The 15,179-nt window shown below is 43.8% G+C and carries 11 protein-coding genes; all 11 read left to right on the top strand.

Features of this window, described 5'->3' with window-relative positions:
• The first annotated feature begins 17 nt into the window (after positions 1-17).
• Complete coding sequence (locus PPG34_RS04320) at positions 18-1,133, top strand: glycosyltransferase (RefSeq protein ID WP_313831911.1); 1,116 nt, start codon at positions 18-20, stop codon at positions 1,131-1,133.
• On the top strand, positions 1,130-2,341 hold the full coding sequence (locus tag PPG34_RS04315; RefSeq protein ID WP_313831910.1) for a CapA family protein: 1,212 nt from the start codon (positions 1,130-1,132) through the stop codon (positions 2,339-2,341). Before PPG34_RS04320 ends, PPG34_RS04315 begins: the two co-directional genes overlap by 4 nt.
• The gene (locus PPG34_RS04310) at positions 2,338-3,372 is read left to right on the top strand and encodes a glycosyltransferase family 4 protein (protein WP_313831909.1); all 1,035 of its coding nucleotides are present in this window, start codon (positions 2,338-2,340) and stop codon (positions 3,370-3,372) included. The genes PPG34_RS04315 and PPG34_RS04310 overlap by 4 nt, the downstream gene beginning before the upstream one ends.
• Before the next feature lie 26 nt (positions 3,373-3,398).
• Positions 3,399-5,282: an asparagine synthase (glutamine-hydrolyzing) gene (asnB, locus tag PPG34_RS04305; RefSeq protein ID WP_313831908.1), complete on the top strand. Its 1,884-nt coding sequence runs from the start codon at positions 3,399-3,401 to the stop codon at positions 5,280-5,282.
• 64 nt (positions 5,283-5,346) lie between these two features.
• On the top strand, positions 5,347-6,702 hold the full coding sequence (locus PPG34_RS04300) for a phenylacetate--CoA ligase family protein (RefSeq protein WP_313831907.1): 1,356 nt from the start codon (positions 5,347-5,349) through the stop codon (positions 6,700-6,702).
• A gap of 742 nt (positions 6,703-7,444) precedes the next feature.
• Positions 7,445-8,692, top strand: coding sequence for a right-handed parallel beta-helix repeat-containing protein (locus PPG34_RS04295; protein ID WP_313831906.1), 1,248 nt, complete (start codon positions 7,445-7,447; stop codon positions 8,690-8,692).
• Between the two features lie 324 nt (positions 8,693-9,016).
• A complete protein-coding gene (locus PPG34_RS04290; RefSeq protein ID WP_313831905.1) occupies positions 9,017-10,078 on the top strand; it encodes a glycosyltransferase family 2 protein in 1,062 nt (353 codons plus the stop codon).
• Positions 10,079-10,133: 55 nt separating this feature from the next.
• Positions 10,134-10,850 carry a class I SAM-dependent methyltransferase gene (locus PPG34_RS04285; RefSeq protein ID WP_313831904.1) on the top strand — a complete coding sequence of 239 codons (717 nt, stop codon included), beginning with the start codon at positions 10,134-10,136 and terminating at the stop codon, positions 10,848-10,850.
• Positions 10,851-10,855: 5 nt separating this feature from the next.
• The gene (locus PPG34_RS04280; RefSeq protein ID WP_313831903.1) at positions 10,856-12,430 is read left to right on the top strand and encodes a LamG-like jellyroll fold domain-containing protein; all 1,575 of its coding nucleotides are present in this window, start codon (positions 10,856-10,858) and stop codon (positions 12,428-12,430) included.
• Between the two features lie 743 nt (positions 12,431-13,173).
• Positions 13,174-14,187 carry an NAD-dependent epimerase/dehydratase family protein gene (locus tag PPG34_RS04275; RefSeq protein WP_313831902.1) on the top strand — a complete coding sequence of 338 codons (1,014 nt, stop codon included), beginning with the start codon at positions 13,174-13,176 and terminating at the stop codon, positions 14,185-14,187.
• Between the two features lie 72 nt (positions 14,188-14,259).
• Entirely contained in the window at positions 14,260-15,141 is an 882-nt protein-coding gene (locus PPG34_RS04270; RefSeq protein ID WP_313831901.1) for an ABC transporter permease, read from the top strand.
• Positions 15,142-15,179: the final 38 nt, after the last annotated feature.

Genomic DNA, 15,179 nt, shown 5'->3' with positions numbered 1-15,179 from the left:
GGTTATTTCTCACCATCATGCCAGTTGGTATTGCCATCATTATTGGCCAGTTAGGAATTGGAGGCGCGGAACAGCAGCTTTTTTATTTCCTTTCGGGAATAGATCGAACTCGGTTTTGTCCTGAGGTGATAAATCTAGGTTCTGAGTCCAATGAACATTGGGCTGGCCCGATTGATCAATTAGGAATCAATGTTTGGCATGTGCCACGGTCATTAGGCCGACTCCAGCGAATTTTGAAAATCGTCAACATCTTACGGACCAAAAAGGTAAAAGTGGTCCATAGCTGGGTATTTCATACCAATCCCTATGCAAAGCTATGTGGAAAATTAGCCGGTGTGCCATTACAAGTTGGTTCGATGCGAGAAAATTACGAAGGATTACCCAAGAGCCAATTATTGAGGTGGCTAGGCCTTCGAAGCAATGTTCTTGTGACAAACTCTGCGTTTACTGCACAGCATTTATCTGAAAGCAATCATCCAAAACTGCAGGTGAAAGTGGTGCCTAATGGGATCGGAGTGTCTCAAGAGTTCAGCCCCGCGGATCTTCTGGGTCTGAGAGCAAAGTTGGGTATTTTGCCCAATCAGTTGTTGATGGGAAGTATAGGTCGGCTTGATCATAATAAAAACCATGCGATGTTGGTCAACGTATTTTGTATGTTGGAACCTCAATGGCCTGACTTACGATTAATGATCATTGGCGAAGGTCCCCTAAGATCCTTGTTGATAAACATGGCGAAAAGCAAAGGGGTTAGTGACAAAGTGTTTTTCCCCGGTGCTATTCCCAATGCCGCTCAATATTTACCTGCTTTTGATGTTTGTTGCCTAACATCATGGACTGAGGGGATGCCTAATTTGGTGATGGAAGCCGCAGCAGCAAAAGTTCCAGTTGTGTCAACTGATTGTGGAGGGAGTAAAGAACTGATTGATCATGGAGTGACTGGATATTTGGTTTCCCCAAATAATACTGAAGATATGGCGAAATATGTCAATGGCCTTTTGAAATATCCAGATAGTCGGGAGTTCATGGGCAAGGCTGGGCGGGAAAAAATGGAAAGGGATTTTGGCCTAAAGCAAATGGTGATGAATATGACGACTGTATATCTGGATGCCTTGGCTGAAAAAGGAGCACAATGAAAACCGAAGTGCCGTGTCAATTTCACATCGTGAAAGGGAATACCATTTCAACGAATGTCCCTCCTGATGTTCCGGCATGGCAAATCATGCATCGCCGTCCTGCCGGGTCCATGGTTTCGTTGTGTGCGGTCGGAGATATTGGACTTTCTGGACGAGCGGCTATGACAGCAACTCGTGATGGAGGGGATGTTTTATTCTCGGAGGTCACGCCGCTTTTTCAGGATTCAGATATTGTGTTTGGAAATCTTGAGTCTCCTCTTGTTAAGGATAGTCTTTCAACAAAGATGTTTGCGGCCCCCCTGATGGGAGCAGAACTATTACAAAGAGCAGGGTTTTCCTTGATGCATTTGGCCAATAATCATGTCAGTGAGTATGGTCAGGAAGGCCTGTCGAAAACCCTACATGCAGTTTGTTCGAAGGGATTGGTGCCTTTGGGTGCCGGCGATGATGCAAAAATGGCAAAACAGCTCAAACGAACCGATGTGGGTGGACTTCGTATTGGCTGGTTAGGTTGTGGTCGAACCCTCCTGCCTCAAAATGAAAGTGGGCCGCAATATTGGGAGTTTGAGGAAAACGAATTGCTTGCCGCTATTGAGGAAAGCCGTTCTCAGGTAGACCTGTTAATTGTGTCGATTCATATAGGTATGATGTACATCGATTATCCCAGTCCGGATCACAAGGCAATGGCTGAACAGTTAATGGGCCGGGGAGCGGATTTAATTCTCATGCATCATGCGCATATTCTTCAGGGGGTCGAGGTGACCTCAACGAATCGCGTGGCTTGTTACAATCTTGGCAATTTCCTGTACGACTGGCAGGAAGGCAATGTCATGACGCCCGTGATGTTGCGTGAACAAAATGAAGGCGCCGTATTCTATATAGGGTTAGACCAGCAAGGGGTGGCACAGGTAGCCGCTCTTCCTACGTGGATTGATGAAAATTGCCGTGTCCGTTGGGCAACCGGCGATCGGGGCTACCAAATTTTGAACCGTCTCCATCGTATTAGTGAGGATTTAAAAGGAAATTTTGGTGTGGAATTTGAACGTCAGCGTGCTTCACGAAATACGGGGGGGATATTAAAAGTCTTGCTGTTTCATTTACTTCGTGGAAATTGGGGGTATGTTGTTGGGTCCTTGCGCAAAGCTCGCTTTGAACATTTTAAGATGATCGGTGGTTGGGTGTGGAGTTTAGGGGGATCTTCAAAGTGAAGTTATTGCCGGGACTTGGATTTGTTGGCCCAATGATTGGGAGGCATCCTGGATGCGTGACGACTCAGGGCGAAAGTCTGGTTGAGCATTTTCAATCTGAGGGGTATCCCGTTATCGGTGTCTCCTTTGCCAAAAATCGTTATGTGCGGCTTGCAGATATCCTGTTGACTTTGGTTCAACGTCGAAAAGAAATTGATATTCAATGCTTGCAAGTCTTTGGAGGTCCGAGTTTTGTGGTGGAGGATCTTGCAAGTAGCGTTGGTCGATTGCTCGGACAAAAAATTATTATGGTCCTTCGAGGTGGAGCCTTTCCCGAATTTATGAAACGATATCCCTCCTGGTGTCGACGAGTCTTAAGCCGTGCTGATGCGATCGTGTCACCTTCAACGTTCTTATCCAAATTCGTTGAAACGCAAGGGTTTCCCTGTGAGGTTATCCCCAATATCATCAAACTTTCATCGTATCCGTTTCGTCTTCGCCAAAAACTCTCGCCTCGATTGCTTTGGATGAGAACCTTTCATCCTATTTATAATCCCGAAATGGCCGTTCGTGTGATGGCCAATGTGCATAAGGAAATTCCAGGGGCAACGTTAGTGATTGCTGGTCAAGATAAAGGCCAGCAATCCAAGGTTCATCAACTTTCTCAGCAGTTAGGGTTGCAAGATGCTGTAACCTTTCCCGGATATTTAAGTATGTCGAGCAAATTTCAAGAAGGAAATGTGGCTGAAATTTTTTTGAATACCAATCACGTGGATAACATGCCGGTAAGTGTCGTTGAGGCCTGTGCGATGGGGCTTCCTGTTGTAGCAACAAAGGTTGGCGGAATTCCTGATTTGTTGACAGATGGTGAAACTGGGTTATTGGTGCCGGATGATGATGATGTCGCGATGACCTCCGCGGTGTTTCGATTATTGAAAGACCCGAGTTTGGCTGAAACGCTGTCGCGTAATGGCCGAAAATTGGCAGAACGGTCTTCCTGGGAACAGATTAAACCTAAGTGGGAAGATGTGTTTTCACGTATGATGTCATGACGTGCTGGAAAGTGAGGAAATGATCCATGTGCGGTTTTTGCGGAATAGCCTCGGATGATAATACTTCGATAGTTTCCCAAAACGTCTTAGAAGCGATGCGGGATAGTTTTGAGCACCGAGGCCCTGATGACCATGGGGTTTATATTCAACCGGGAATTGCATTGGGTTCCCGACGTCTCTCTATCCAAGATCTCTCTGAGCGGGGACATATGCCAATGGGGACGAGAGATGGCCGATATTGGATTGCCTATAACGGCGAAGTGTATAACGCCAACGATCTACGCCATCGCTTGAAATCTAGGGGATACGAATTTTTCTCCAACACCGATACCGAAGTGGTGCTAAACCTTTTTGCGGAATATGGTCCGGATATGCTGGAACAGTTAAATGGAATGTTTGCTGTGGCAATTTGGGATCAAAAAGAGCGGAAACTTTTTCTTGCTCGCGATAGGGTCGGCATCAAACCATTATTTTATTCGTATTATCAAGGGGCTCTGTATTTTGCTTCTGAGGCCAAGGGGCTTTTTGCCTCGGGAGTTCCTTCTCGGTTTGATGAATCTTCCTGGGAAGAGCTGCTATGTTTCCGGTATGTGGCGGGCGAGCGTACTCCATTCGAAGGAGTATTTCGACTCTTGCCAGGCCATTTTATGACTTGGCAAGACGGGAAGAGCCAAATACATCGCTGGTGGAATTTAACTGACCGTGCACAGGCTTTGCGGGAAAACCTTCCTAGGAACCCTTTGGAATGGTTCCAGGAAACCTTCGAAGATTCCGTGAATGTGAGACGAATCGGGGATGTTCCAATTGGTGTGCTATTGAGTGGCGGTCTTGATTCCAATAGTGTCGCGGCTTCGTTATCGGCGCAAGCCGGTTCGGGAGTCGCCAGTTTTACCGTCAGATTTGAAGAGCCGGAATATGATGAAGGGCCATTAGCGCGACAGGTGGCCGACAAACTCAATCTTGACCATCATGAGCTGTTTCTCTCACCCCAAGAGCTTTTGCCTCTCTTATTCAATGGATCCAGGTTGAATGACGAACCCTTGGTGCATGGGAACGATTTACACCTATGGAGGATTTCTCAGATGGCGAAAGACCGAGTCACGGTACTGCTGTCTGGTGAGGGGAGTGATGAATTGCTCGGAGGATATGTGAGGTACCAACCTCTCCGGTCGCCATGGCTGTTAAATGCAGCACGACCTGTGCTTCCTTATTTTGTTTCCAAACTAGGGTTAAATGGTCGGCTTCTTAAATTGAGTCGGTTTTTACAATTGGGATCCATTGATAACTTTATATTATTTAATTCCTGTGATGTGTTTCCAGATGACCTGAAATTGCTGGGGATGAAAACAACTGGAAGGTATCCCTTCCGGGAGCGAGTGCTTGCCGAATCGAAATCCCTCTATAGGGATGATCCTATGCGCCAGGCTATGTTCTCAGACCAGCACACGTTTTTATGTTCGATACTTGATCGAAACGATCGGATGACGATGGGAGCTTCCATTGAATGTCGAGTTCCGTTTCTTGACTATCGGTTGGTGGAGGGTCTAGCGGCTCTTCCTTCTTCCACACTATTGCAGGGCAAGGAGAGTAAATATCTGTTACGGGAGACCCTTGGGCGACGTCTTCCATTAGACATCCAAAAACACCGCAAATGGGGATTTGGTGTCCCCTGGGCTTCCTATTTTCGACAGATTCCCGAATGGCGTCGCTTTGTGCAGGACTTACCCAATATGTCTCCCATTAACGGTGGACCTTTTGAGCGATCTCAGGTGAAACGGATTGTGGAACAATTTTTGGAAGGTGAGAAATCCGTTGAGCCATTAGTAAAACAATTGGTCATGGTGACGGGATGGTACAAAGCATTTTTCGAACATGCCTCAATTCCTGAATCTCTCATTTCTGCACACTAAATACAGACATATGCGAAATTGGAAATTAACACTTTATCATGGGTTGCCTGCTTGGATGCGTTCAATGGCGGCTACCGCACATGGGTATTACCTCCGTTCTTGGCGGTTTGGTAAAGAAACGGAGGAAATTGTGAAGGCGGCTCTTGCCCGTGACCGATGGGCCCCCGACAAACTTAAGGCCTGGCAAGCGGAGCGATTAGGCTATGTCTTACAGCGGGCTGCCACTAAAGTACCGTACTATCGAGAATACTGGGCGGCCCGTCGCCATCGTGGGGATCAGTCATCATGGGAAATCCTAGAAAACTGGCCAATATTAGATAAGGATCAGTTAAGAGCCAATCCACAAGCTTTTGTGGCCGAGGACTGTCATATCACTCAAATGTATCACGAACATACGAGCGGTACTTCGGGGAAATCTCTGAACTTATGGTGGAGCCGTAATACCGTAAGGGCGTGGTATGCTCTTTCGGAAGCACGATGGCGACAATGGTATGGGGTTTCTCGTCATGACCGGTGGGCTATTTTGGGCGGGCAGTTGGTAACACCTGTAGAACAACGCCGTCCACCTTTTTGGGTGTGGAATCAGGCTCTTCATCAATTGTACATGTCTTCGTATCATCTGGCTCCTCAACTTATTCCATATTATCTTGATGCCATCAATCGGTATGGTTGCAAATTCCTGTTGGGGTATACCTCTTCTTTGTATGCCTTAGCGCAAGAAGTGGAACGTCTGGGAAGGACGGATTTAAAAATGTCTGTGGTGATAGCCAACGCAGAGCCACTTTTTGATTATCAACGAAAGGTTATTGAAAAAGCATTTCAATGCCCAGTTCGAGAAACCTATGGTATGGCCGAAATTGTGGCAGCGGCGAGTGAGTGTGAGGAGGGGCAATTGCATTTGTGGCCTGAGATCGGTGTGGTAGAAGTATTCCAAGGAGAAAATAAGTTGGAAGATGGAATGTCCGGAGATCTTGTCTGCACTAGTCTTCTGAACGACGATATGCCTTTAATTCGTTATCGAGTTGGAGATTGTGGTTCTCTCCAAAAACACAACGAACTCTGTGACTGTGGTCGAACTCTTCCCATATTAGGTTCTGTAGAAGGCCGGGTGGATGATGTGTTGTATACCTTGGATGGGAGATGTATAGGACGATTAGATCCAGTATTTAAAGAAGATCTTCCAGTGCGTGAAGCCCAAATCACTCAAGAATCATTAGATCAAATACAGGTAACGTATGTTCCGGCATCAGACTTTACTCCCAAAGCTGGGCAAGCCATCATTGATGGCCTACGAGCACGTATGGGACCTATTAATGTGACATTGACTGAAGTTGCTGAAGTCCCACGCGGTGCCAACGGAAAATTCCGTGCCGTGGTCTGCAAAATTCCAAAAGAACAACGGCAGCTTTTGCAGAGGTGAGCAAATATTTTAAATTTCCTCATTTCCAGTATTGAACGAGTCGGAAAATATCATCACTGTAGGCAAATTGACGCACCCTCCAAAGTTTGCTTAGAGGTTTACAAAACCTTTCTTCGTTGACACTTCTGTTTAGTTGCCTTTCAATCGACTAACCTAGGAAATCTTCAAAATTTGTTTGGTAAAGAAATAGGTAGTTTGTCCTTTATTAATAACGCTTTCTTGACGTTGGCTGGAGTTAATTTGGGATGCCTATTGGGAGTGATCCATCCTAGGTTCTCAATGCTCAGTAATTATGATACTAGCGTATTATCGTCAGAGAACTCTTTCCCTTAAAGTGTTTCGTTGAACATGTCAGTCATTAAAGTGAAGGAGTGAGCCTTCACTTTTGGTAAAGTTTTTGGACTGAAAAGATAAACAGATAAAAGACGCCATCAGGGTAAAACGAAAATTCTTATATACTTTTCCATAGGTTACAAAAAAACCTTATTTGAAAATGAAGTTGGTATGAACTTTGCTGTTTTGGCTTTGGATGATTTGGAATAAAGAGGGTTGCTGTTGAATGAGGCTTAAGAATTCATGAAGGGGTCAGCTAAAGAAATTTAGTCAGAAGACCGAACCATTTATCAGGTGAAATTTACAGTCTTTTGGATAAGCTTGTAGGGTGCCATACTCTTGACAGTTTTCGCGTATCCAAATAAACCCAAAATTCATTTTAAGCCTTTTGTTTTTGTGAGGAGTGGTCATGAGAAACCGAACATACCATGCGGGTCTTATTTCTGTAATGGTTTTAAATTTTATAGCGATTGTGCTTTTTCCAGCTTTCAGTTATGCCGCGAGTAATTATTATGTGGCAACGAATGGGAATGACGGCAATTCTTGTTCAAGTGCAAAATCTGAATCAACTCCAAAGAAAACAATAAATTCTGGTGTGGGGTGTCTTGCCCCCGGTGATACCCTCTACGTGAAAAGTGGAACATATAACGAATGGTTGAATAACTCGATTCCCGGTGGAACTTCTTGGAGCAGTCCAGTCACGGTTTCTGCCTATCCAGGCCATACAGTTATCATTAAAGGCCCTTCCGGTGTGGATCGAACCATTCACATTCAAGGGGCAAATAAAAAATATATCATTCTGAATGGGTTGATTGTTGATGCTCAAAATTCCAATTACGATGCCATAAAATTAACGAGAAATGGTGCCGGTGATGAGGCGAACCATATCCGGATACAAAACTGTGAAATTAGGAATGCAAAGAATATAGGAATTATGGTTGGTGTTGGATCAGATTCACATGAATTTTTAAACTTGAATTTACATGATAATGGCACTGTTGATGTTAAGGGTGATGGCCTGTATGGATATGCTATATATATTGAAGGCAGTAATAGTGTGTTAGAAGAATCTATAATTTGGAATTCAGGTTCCTGGGGAGTCCATGTATATAATGGGCATGATAATAATGCGAATAACAACATAATTCGGAAGAACATCATTTACGATAATGCCATGAAAAGAAACACCGGTGGCGTGATTATTGGAAGTGGTAGTGGTAATATGGTTTATAACAACATTATACGAAACAACTATAAGGGAATTCGTTTAAATAGAGCAGCGAAAGTTTTTCACAATACGGTTTATGATAACCCCAGTATGGCTGTTGAGCTGGCTTCCGGTGGTAGTTCAAGTGAAATCAGAAACAACATTTTTTGGAAAAATGGAACAAATGGAATTGTTGGATCTGCCATTAGTTCCCATAATCTCAGCTCCAATCCTGGTTTTGTAAGTGAATCGAACAATGATTTTAAGCTTACGAGCTCTAGCTTAGCTATTGATGCAGGAACAAATCTCTCTGAAGTGTCCGATGACTTTTTAGGTGGAAGCCGGCCACAGGGTAATAAAAGTGATATTGGAGCTTACGAATATGGCGTCACAGTTGCCGATAATCAACCACCTGCTCCGCCTACCAACCTTCAATTTATGTCAAATTAATTAAAAATTCTCTGGCCTTTCAAATTTCATTGCAAAAATTCAGCCAAAGGTACTGAAAGGTGTTAAGGTTTTCTGACACCTTTCAGTACCAAAATTCTTTTTCAATTTTCCATATCTTCCCTCGCTTTCTAGCCAAGGTTCACATTCCCGTTGATGGAATATCATCAATAGAAAATTCGAATCCTGAGTCAGATAATGGGGGGGCAGGTTTCACTAAGAAATTCATTTATTTTCTATGGAAATTTTAAGAAATTAGAGCGGGATAGGTTTGTTCTTCCTCAAGGGAAGAGTTGCGAATTTTGAACTAGAAAAATCCAGGAAAAGATGATGTTAACCTCTTTGTCACCTACAACACCTGCGGTTTCAATTCTTATACCATGCCGAAATGAAAAAGATCATATTGAAGGATGTATCCGATCGATATTGAAACAACAGGCCCCGGAGGAAAGTTACGAGGTTATTATTGCTGATGGAATGTCAGATGATGGAACCCGAGAGATTCTCCAACGATTGTCTGAGGAGGATCCGCGGATTCGGGTAATCGATAATCCCGGACGAATCGTGTCCACAGGACTCAATGAGGCCATTAGCAGTGCAAGAGGGCGTATAATTATACGCATGGATGCTCATACTTCCTATGCGCCGAACTATATTCAGGAGTGCATCAAGGTACTCACAGAATCTGGTGCCGACAACGTTGGAGGACCGTGGGTGGCAAAAGGGGCAGGAAAAATAAGTTGTGCGATTGCTGCGGCTTTTCAGTCCCCTTTTGGAGTGGGGGGGGCTAGGGGGCACGATCCAAATTTTGAGGGAATAGTGGATACCGTGTATCTGGGCTGTTGGCCGAAGGACGTTTTTGCCAAGCATGGGCCCTTTGATGAGGAGTTAGTTCGCAACCAAGATGACGAGTACAACCTACGCATCACGCGGAATGGTGGTCGGATATATCAATCGCCACGGATACGGAGTTGGTATCGTCCCCGTGGGTCATTGCGGGCCTTATTCCGGCAGTATATGCAATATGGGTATTGGAAAGTCAGAGTCATTCAAAAACATAAACTGCCGGCTTCGTTACGGCACCTCATTCCTGGATGTTTTGTGTTGTCTGTAATCTGCCTCCCCCTAATAGCATTAGGGTGGTTCCCAGCAATATGGGCGTGGGGTGGTGTTGTCGGACTGTATGGACTCTTAAACCTTCTGGCTTCCATAAGCACGGCTCGCCAAAAGGGCTGGGGCCTTATATGGGTTCTTCCCATCGTATTTGCTTGTTATCATTTTGCTTATGGAGTTGGGTTCCTCAGAGGTATTTGGGATTTTGTGGTGATACGGAAGGGGCCTCAGGAATTCTTTACGAAACTGTCTCGCCAAACAGCCAGCCACAGTTAGTAGATCTTCAAAATAGGCTCATCCCACTTGTCATCCCTTTCTTGGGATAAAATATATGGAAAATAAGACGATAACTTCTCTTCGCTTCGAAGAAGCCAGAATTCGCGATGTGTATGCCAGGCGGCAAGATACAGATCGATATTCCTGGTTTAATCCTGCATACAGGGTCATGATTCAAGAGCAGGAGAAGATAATGTTGCGCCTTCTTCACCAACATGGAGTTCAATCCTTGGATGAGCAGTCCATACTTGAAATAGGATGTGGTAAGGGGTTTTGGCTACGCGAGTTCATTAAGTGGGGCGCTCAACCTAAGAATGTGACGGGTATTGAACTTCTTCCTGGTCGGGTAGAGGAGGCCAAGCAGTTATGTCCCGAAGGTGTTCATATTGAAAATGGAAGTGCGATCGATCTGCCATTTCGTGATGAGCAATTCGATGTAGTCCTTCAATCCACAGTATTTTCTTCTGTATTGGACCCGGAAATGAAAATCCGGATTGCTCGGGAGATGGTCCGAGTGATGAAAAAACATGGCTGTATTATCTGGTATGACTTTCATGTCAATAATCCCTGGAATTCTGATGTCCGTGGGGTGAAAAAGCATGAAATGTACAAATTGTTTCCAGATTGCCAATTTTCCCTTCATCGAGTGACGTTGGCACCTCCCATTACACGACGCCTCGCTTCCTATTCACTCTTGGGATGTCACCTTTTAGAAAAGCTGAAAATTCTGAACACGCATTATTTGGCTCTCATTACAAAACCTGTTAATTAAGTACCATGCCCATGAGTGAAAAAAAGGTGAAAACCCCAAAGACTTTACAAAATCAGGGGGTGCTTATCCTATTGAATTTATCTTCGGTCTATATATGTATTTTAACGATGATGCCATTTACGTTTTCTTTTCAGGATGAAGGGCCATTTCTCGATCTTATTGCTAAAAAGTTTGGCAAATTTTTCCCGATTTGTTGCACAGCGGCTTGGTCTTTAGAAAATGTCATAAGTAATCTCGTTTTATTTATACCGTTTGGAATATTTTTAGTCTCTCTTCAGAAGTTTTCCTCTTACTCTCTGTCCAAGAAAATTCTACTAGTCGGATTGGCCAGTGGACTTTTAAGTCTTTCGGTAGAAATCATGCAATTATTCTTACCCAGGTACCCCTCCCTGGTGGATTTGAGTATGAATATACTCAGCGGCGCGATTGGTGGCATTATTGGGCATTATTATTTTGTGCCCGTGAGTCAATTTATTAAAAGTTCATGGGTCATGGGGTGTACCAATCGAATCATGATAATAGGAGTGGTAGTGTATGTCATGCTTATAGGCCTCATGTACACCGTTCCTTTAAAATCCAATTTCAAAAATTGGGACCAATCCTTTTTAGTTCAATTAGGCAATGAAGCAACCCAAGATCGGCCTTGGTTGGGGAAGATTTATCAAATTGCTGTGTATGGGAAGAGTCTTGGTGCGTCAGAGGTTCAGTTGAACTTTCAGGCTGGGCCGTATATAGACAAGGCCAATTTAAGAGTCCAGGATGGGCTCTTGGCCTTTTATAATTTTACCGAAGGTTCCGGTGCAATGGTTCATGATCGTGGAGAGATTGGTCTTCCCCTGAACTTACGGATACAAAACCCCACAAAAATTAAGTGGTTGAAACCTAACGGCATCGAACTGTTGGAAAATACCATGGTGAAAAGTCAGGAGCCATTTCGCAAATTTTTTGCTGACAAAGGATATGCGAACAGTGAGGTCACTATTGAAGCTTGGTTCCAGCCATCGGATATCGATCAGAAAGGTCCGGCGAGAATAATTTCATATTCAAAAGAGTCGGATTCGGTGAATTTTATTCTTGGGCAGGAAAGGCAAAACGTGGTGTTTCGACTGCGGACACCCTTGACAGGGGAAACGGGCACGAAGCCTGAATTGTATACGACCGATGCGCCTCTTAATTTAAACATGATGCATGTAGTGGCAACCTATCGCCCAGGCTATGAAACCCTGTACCTCAATGGACAAGAACATAAAATGATTCGGATGGCCAAGAGAAAGTATGTGTTCCAATATATGGAGGAATTCTGTGGTCCATATGCCTACAGTTTTTTTCTTCTGTTTCCTCTATGTTTTTTCTCGTGCCTGGGATTTTCGAATTGCAGTAAAAATTTTAAACCTGCTTTTTTTTCTGTTGGTGTGGGGATGACCGTATTAGGGTTTAGTTGGATGGTTCCTCTTGAAACCGTTTATATGAGAGAACAAGGCTACTCGACTTTGTTGTTTGGGGGGCTGGTGATACTGGCTTCTGTTTTGATCAGCATATACTTTCGAAAAACATTATCTGGCCCTTGCTCCTTCTTATGATGCCTGTACGTTAATTGGAACCTATTGGATCTACTGGTGCCGGGCCTCTGTCAGAATAGATCACCTTTTGAGGATCTTATTTAATTAATAGGTGAAAAAATATTTCTTTTAATGAATCGGCCTTTTAACCCTAAAAATTCTTCTTCTTTCCTGTTCTTCGTAAATTCCTAAAAAATAGCAAATTTCTGTTGGGGCCAGCGTAAAACACGTGGTGCCTAATTTCTCGCACATTAAAAAAATGACCTTATATTCATTGATGGGTCATTTTGCACTCCTAGTAGTATCCACGAAATCTCCTCGTTGATGGCAACTAGGTTAATTTCCTTCTTGGAAAACCAAAGTAATTCCGTAATCACTACTGTAGTTGACGTATTGAGGCTTCCATACTTCTCCCGTAACCTAAATTTCTGTTTAAAAGCATCATATGTCTTGAAATTCTAAGACTAATCCAAATCAAAAAAATGAACTGGTTATGCACCAGAATGGCGGCAGCCCGAAAAAATTACGCGAATAGGATTTGGCCTTTCCCCCTATGGGGATGGAACTGAGTTTGCAAGATTTAACTGATGCAAATACCAAAATAGAAAGCAGAATATAAAGCAACTTGTAAGAACACGAAGTAGGAATTTGATTAGTTAGATTGTTGGTAGGTAATTCCAAGAATTTCTAATTAATTTACATGTAATTGGCAGCAATGGCGCGAGGAGCATTTTGTTGTCCGCTAAAATAAGGAGGATAGAGAGATGTCTCGGCAAACACGAGTGTTGGTGACAGGCGCAGGTGGGTTCATTGGAAACGGTTTGGTAACATATTTAAAGAAACGCGGGTATTGGGTTCGAGGCGTTGATATTAAATATCCAGAATTCAGCACCACGGATGCGGATGAGTTCGAGCTGCTTGACTTGCGTCGTTGGGACAATTGTCTTCAAGCCACTCGTGATGTTGAAGAGGTCTACGCTTTGGCAGCAGATATGGGAGGAATGGGATTTATTTCTGCCAATCACGCCCAAATTTTACGTAATAACTCACTTATTAATATTCATACACTCGAAGCTGCATGTATCAATGGTGTGAAGAGGTATTTGTATACCTCCTCTGCCTGTGTATATCCCGAATTCAAACAAATGGAAGCCAATGTGGTACCCCTGAAAGAAGAGGATGCCTATCCTGCGCAACCTCAAGATGCCTATGGATGGGAAAAGCTAATCGCAGAAAAATTGTGTGAATATTATAGACAAGATTATGGGATCGAAACACGAACCGTTCGATTCCATAATATTTTTGGTCCTTTAGGCACATGGGAAGGGGGACGAGAAAAGGTTCCCGCGGCATTGTGTCGGAAAGTGGCCATGGCCAAATTAACAGGGAACCCTGAAGTCGAGATTTGGGGAGATGGAGAACAAACTCGATCCTTTTGCTATATCGATGATTGCGTGACGGGTATTTATAAACTCATGCGATCGGAATTTCATGAACCACTCAATTTGGGACAAGATCGAATGGTTACAATCAATCAATTAGCGGATATGGTTGCGAAAGTGGCTGATCATAAAATTGAGAAAAAACATGTGCCTGGTCCACAAGGAGTTCGAGGGCGAAATTCCGACAATACTCGGTTGCGGGATGTGCTGGGATGGGAGCCTGTAATCTCCCTGGAAGAGGGGATTGCGCGAACGTACCCCTGGATAGAGGCCCAGGTGAAAGCGAAATTACAAGCAGCTTCATCTGAGAAAAAAGAAATGAAATCTGTGGCCTAAGATATTGTTCGTGGTATGCCCGTTTTGATGCAAAGAATATTTGGTCTTTATATAAGAAAGTCTATCTAGCTTATGGGAACAGAAGCAATATCCAGTAGGGAAATCGTACTTCTTTCCAATGCAAGTTCAAATGAAAAACCTTCTTTGGTTATTGAGCCGACGAAAGGGCTTTTTCATGTGGACCTCTTGGAGATCTGGAAGCATCGAGAATTGCTATACTTTTTGATTTGGCGTGATATCAAGGTCAAGTACAAACAGACCGTGATTGGTGCTTCTTGGGCGATAATTCAACCCGTGATGACCATGATTATCTTTACTGTTATCTTTGGAAATTTTGCGAATATCCCTTCAGATGGGATTCCTTATCCTATATTTGCATACACGGCGCTTCTTCCATGGACATACTTTTCCCAGGCAGTTACTCGTACCAGTTTGGGCGTGCTGGGTAATTCTGTTCTAATAACCAAAGTGTATTTCCCGCGTTTAATCATTCCAATTGCTTCTGCAGTTGCCCCTTTGATTGAATTTTGCTTGTCCTTTTTGGTCTTAACAGGATTGATGGCCTGGTTCAATGTTGTGCCAACTTGGGGGATCGTCCTGCTTCCATTGTTTTTATTGTTGGCCCTGTTCACGGCATTAGGTGTAGGCCTCTTTTTGTCTGCTCTCCATGTCAGGTATCGAGACGTTGGTCACTCAATAGGCTTTCTTATTCAATTTTGGATGTACGCCTCCCCAGTCATTTACCCTTTGAGTCTTGTTCCCGAAGGATGGCGGTTTTTATACAGCCTAAATCCAATGGTGGGAGTGATTGAAGGATTCCGTTGGGCAATTCTTGGAAAAGTCAATCCAGATTTGGTGGCAATGGGACTTAGTGGAGGAATGGTGGTGACATTGCTGGCATTGGGAATTCTTTATTTTAACCGGATGGAACGATATTTCGCCGATGTCATTTAACCCCCAAAGGAAACCGTAGAATGTGCTCTTAAAGCAAA

The organism is Candidatus Nitronereus thalassa (assembly GCF_032191465.1).
Taxonomy (GTDB): Bacteria; Nitrospirota; Nitrospiria; order Nitrospirales; family UBA8639; genus Nitronereus; species Nitronereus thalassa.
The sequence above is the reverse complement of the archived record's forward strand: the minus strand, read 5'-3'. Positions and strand labels throughout refer to the sequence as shown.

Excerpts from the sequence above, each read along its gene's own strand:
- PPG34_RS04320 (WP_313831911.1), top strand. The coding sequence starts at position 18 with ATGCCAGTTGGTATTGCCATCATTATTGGCCAGTTAGGAATTGGAGGC.
- PPG34_RS04315 (WP_313831910.1), top strand. The coding sequence starts at position 1,130 with ATGAAAACCGAAGTGCCGTGTCAATTTCACATCGTGAAAGGGAATACC.
- asnB (WP_313831908.1), top strand. The coding sequence starts at position 3,399 with ATGTGCGGTTTTTGCGGAATAGCCTCGGATGATAATACTTCGATAGTT.
- PPG34_RS04300 (WP_313831907.1), top strand. The coding sequence starts at position 5,347 with ATGGCGGCTACCGCACATGGGTATTACCTCCGTTCTTGGCGGTTTGGT.
- PPG34_RS04295 (WP_313831906.1), top strand. The coding sequence starts at position 7,445 with ATGAGAAACCGAACATACCATGCGGGTCTTATTTCTGTAATGGTTTTA.
- PPG34_RS04290 (WP_313831905.1), top strand. The coding sequence starts at position 9,017 with ATGATGTTAACCTCTTTGTCACCTACAACACCTGCGGTTTCAATTCTT.
- PPG34_RS04285 (WP_313831904.1), top strand. The coding sequence starts at position 10,134 with ATGGAAAATAAGACGATAACTTCTCTTCGCTTCGAAGAAGCCAGAATT.
- PPG34_RS04280 (WP_313831903.1), top strand. The coding sequence starts at position 10,856 with ATGCCCATGAGTGAAAAAAAGGTGAAAACCCCAAAGACTTTACAAAAT.
- PPG34_RS04275 (WP_313831902.1), top strand. The coding sequence starts at position 13,174 with ATGTCTCGGCAAACACGAGTGTTGGTGACAGGCGCAGGTGGGTTCATT.
- PPG34_RS04270 (WP_313831901.1), top strand. The coding sequence starts at position 14,260 with ATGGGAACAGAAGCAATATCCAGTAGGGAAATCGTACTTCTTTCCAAT.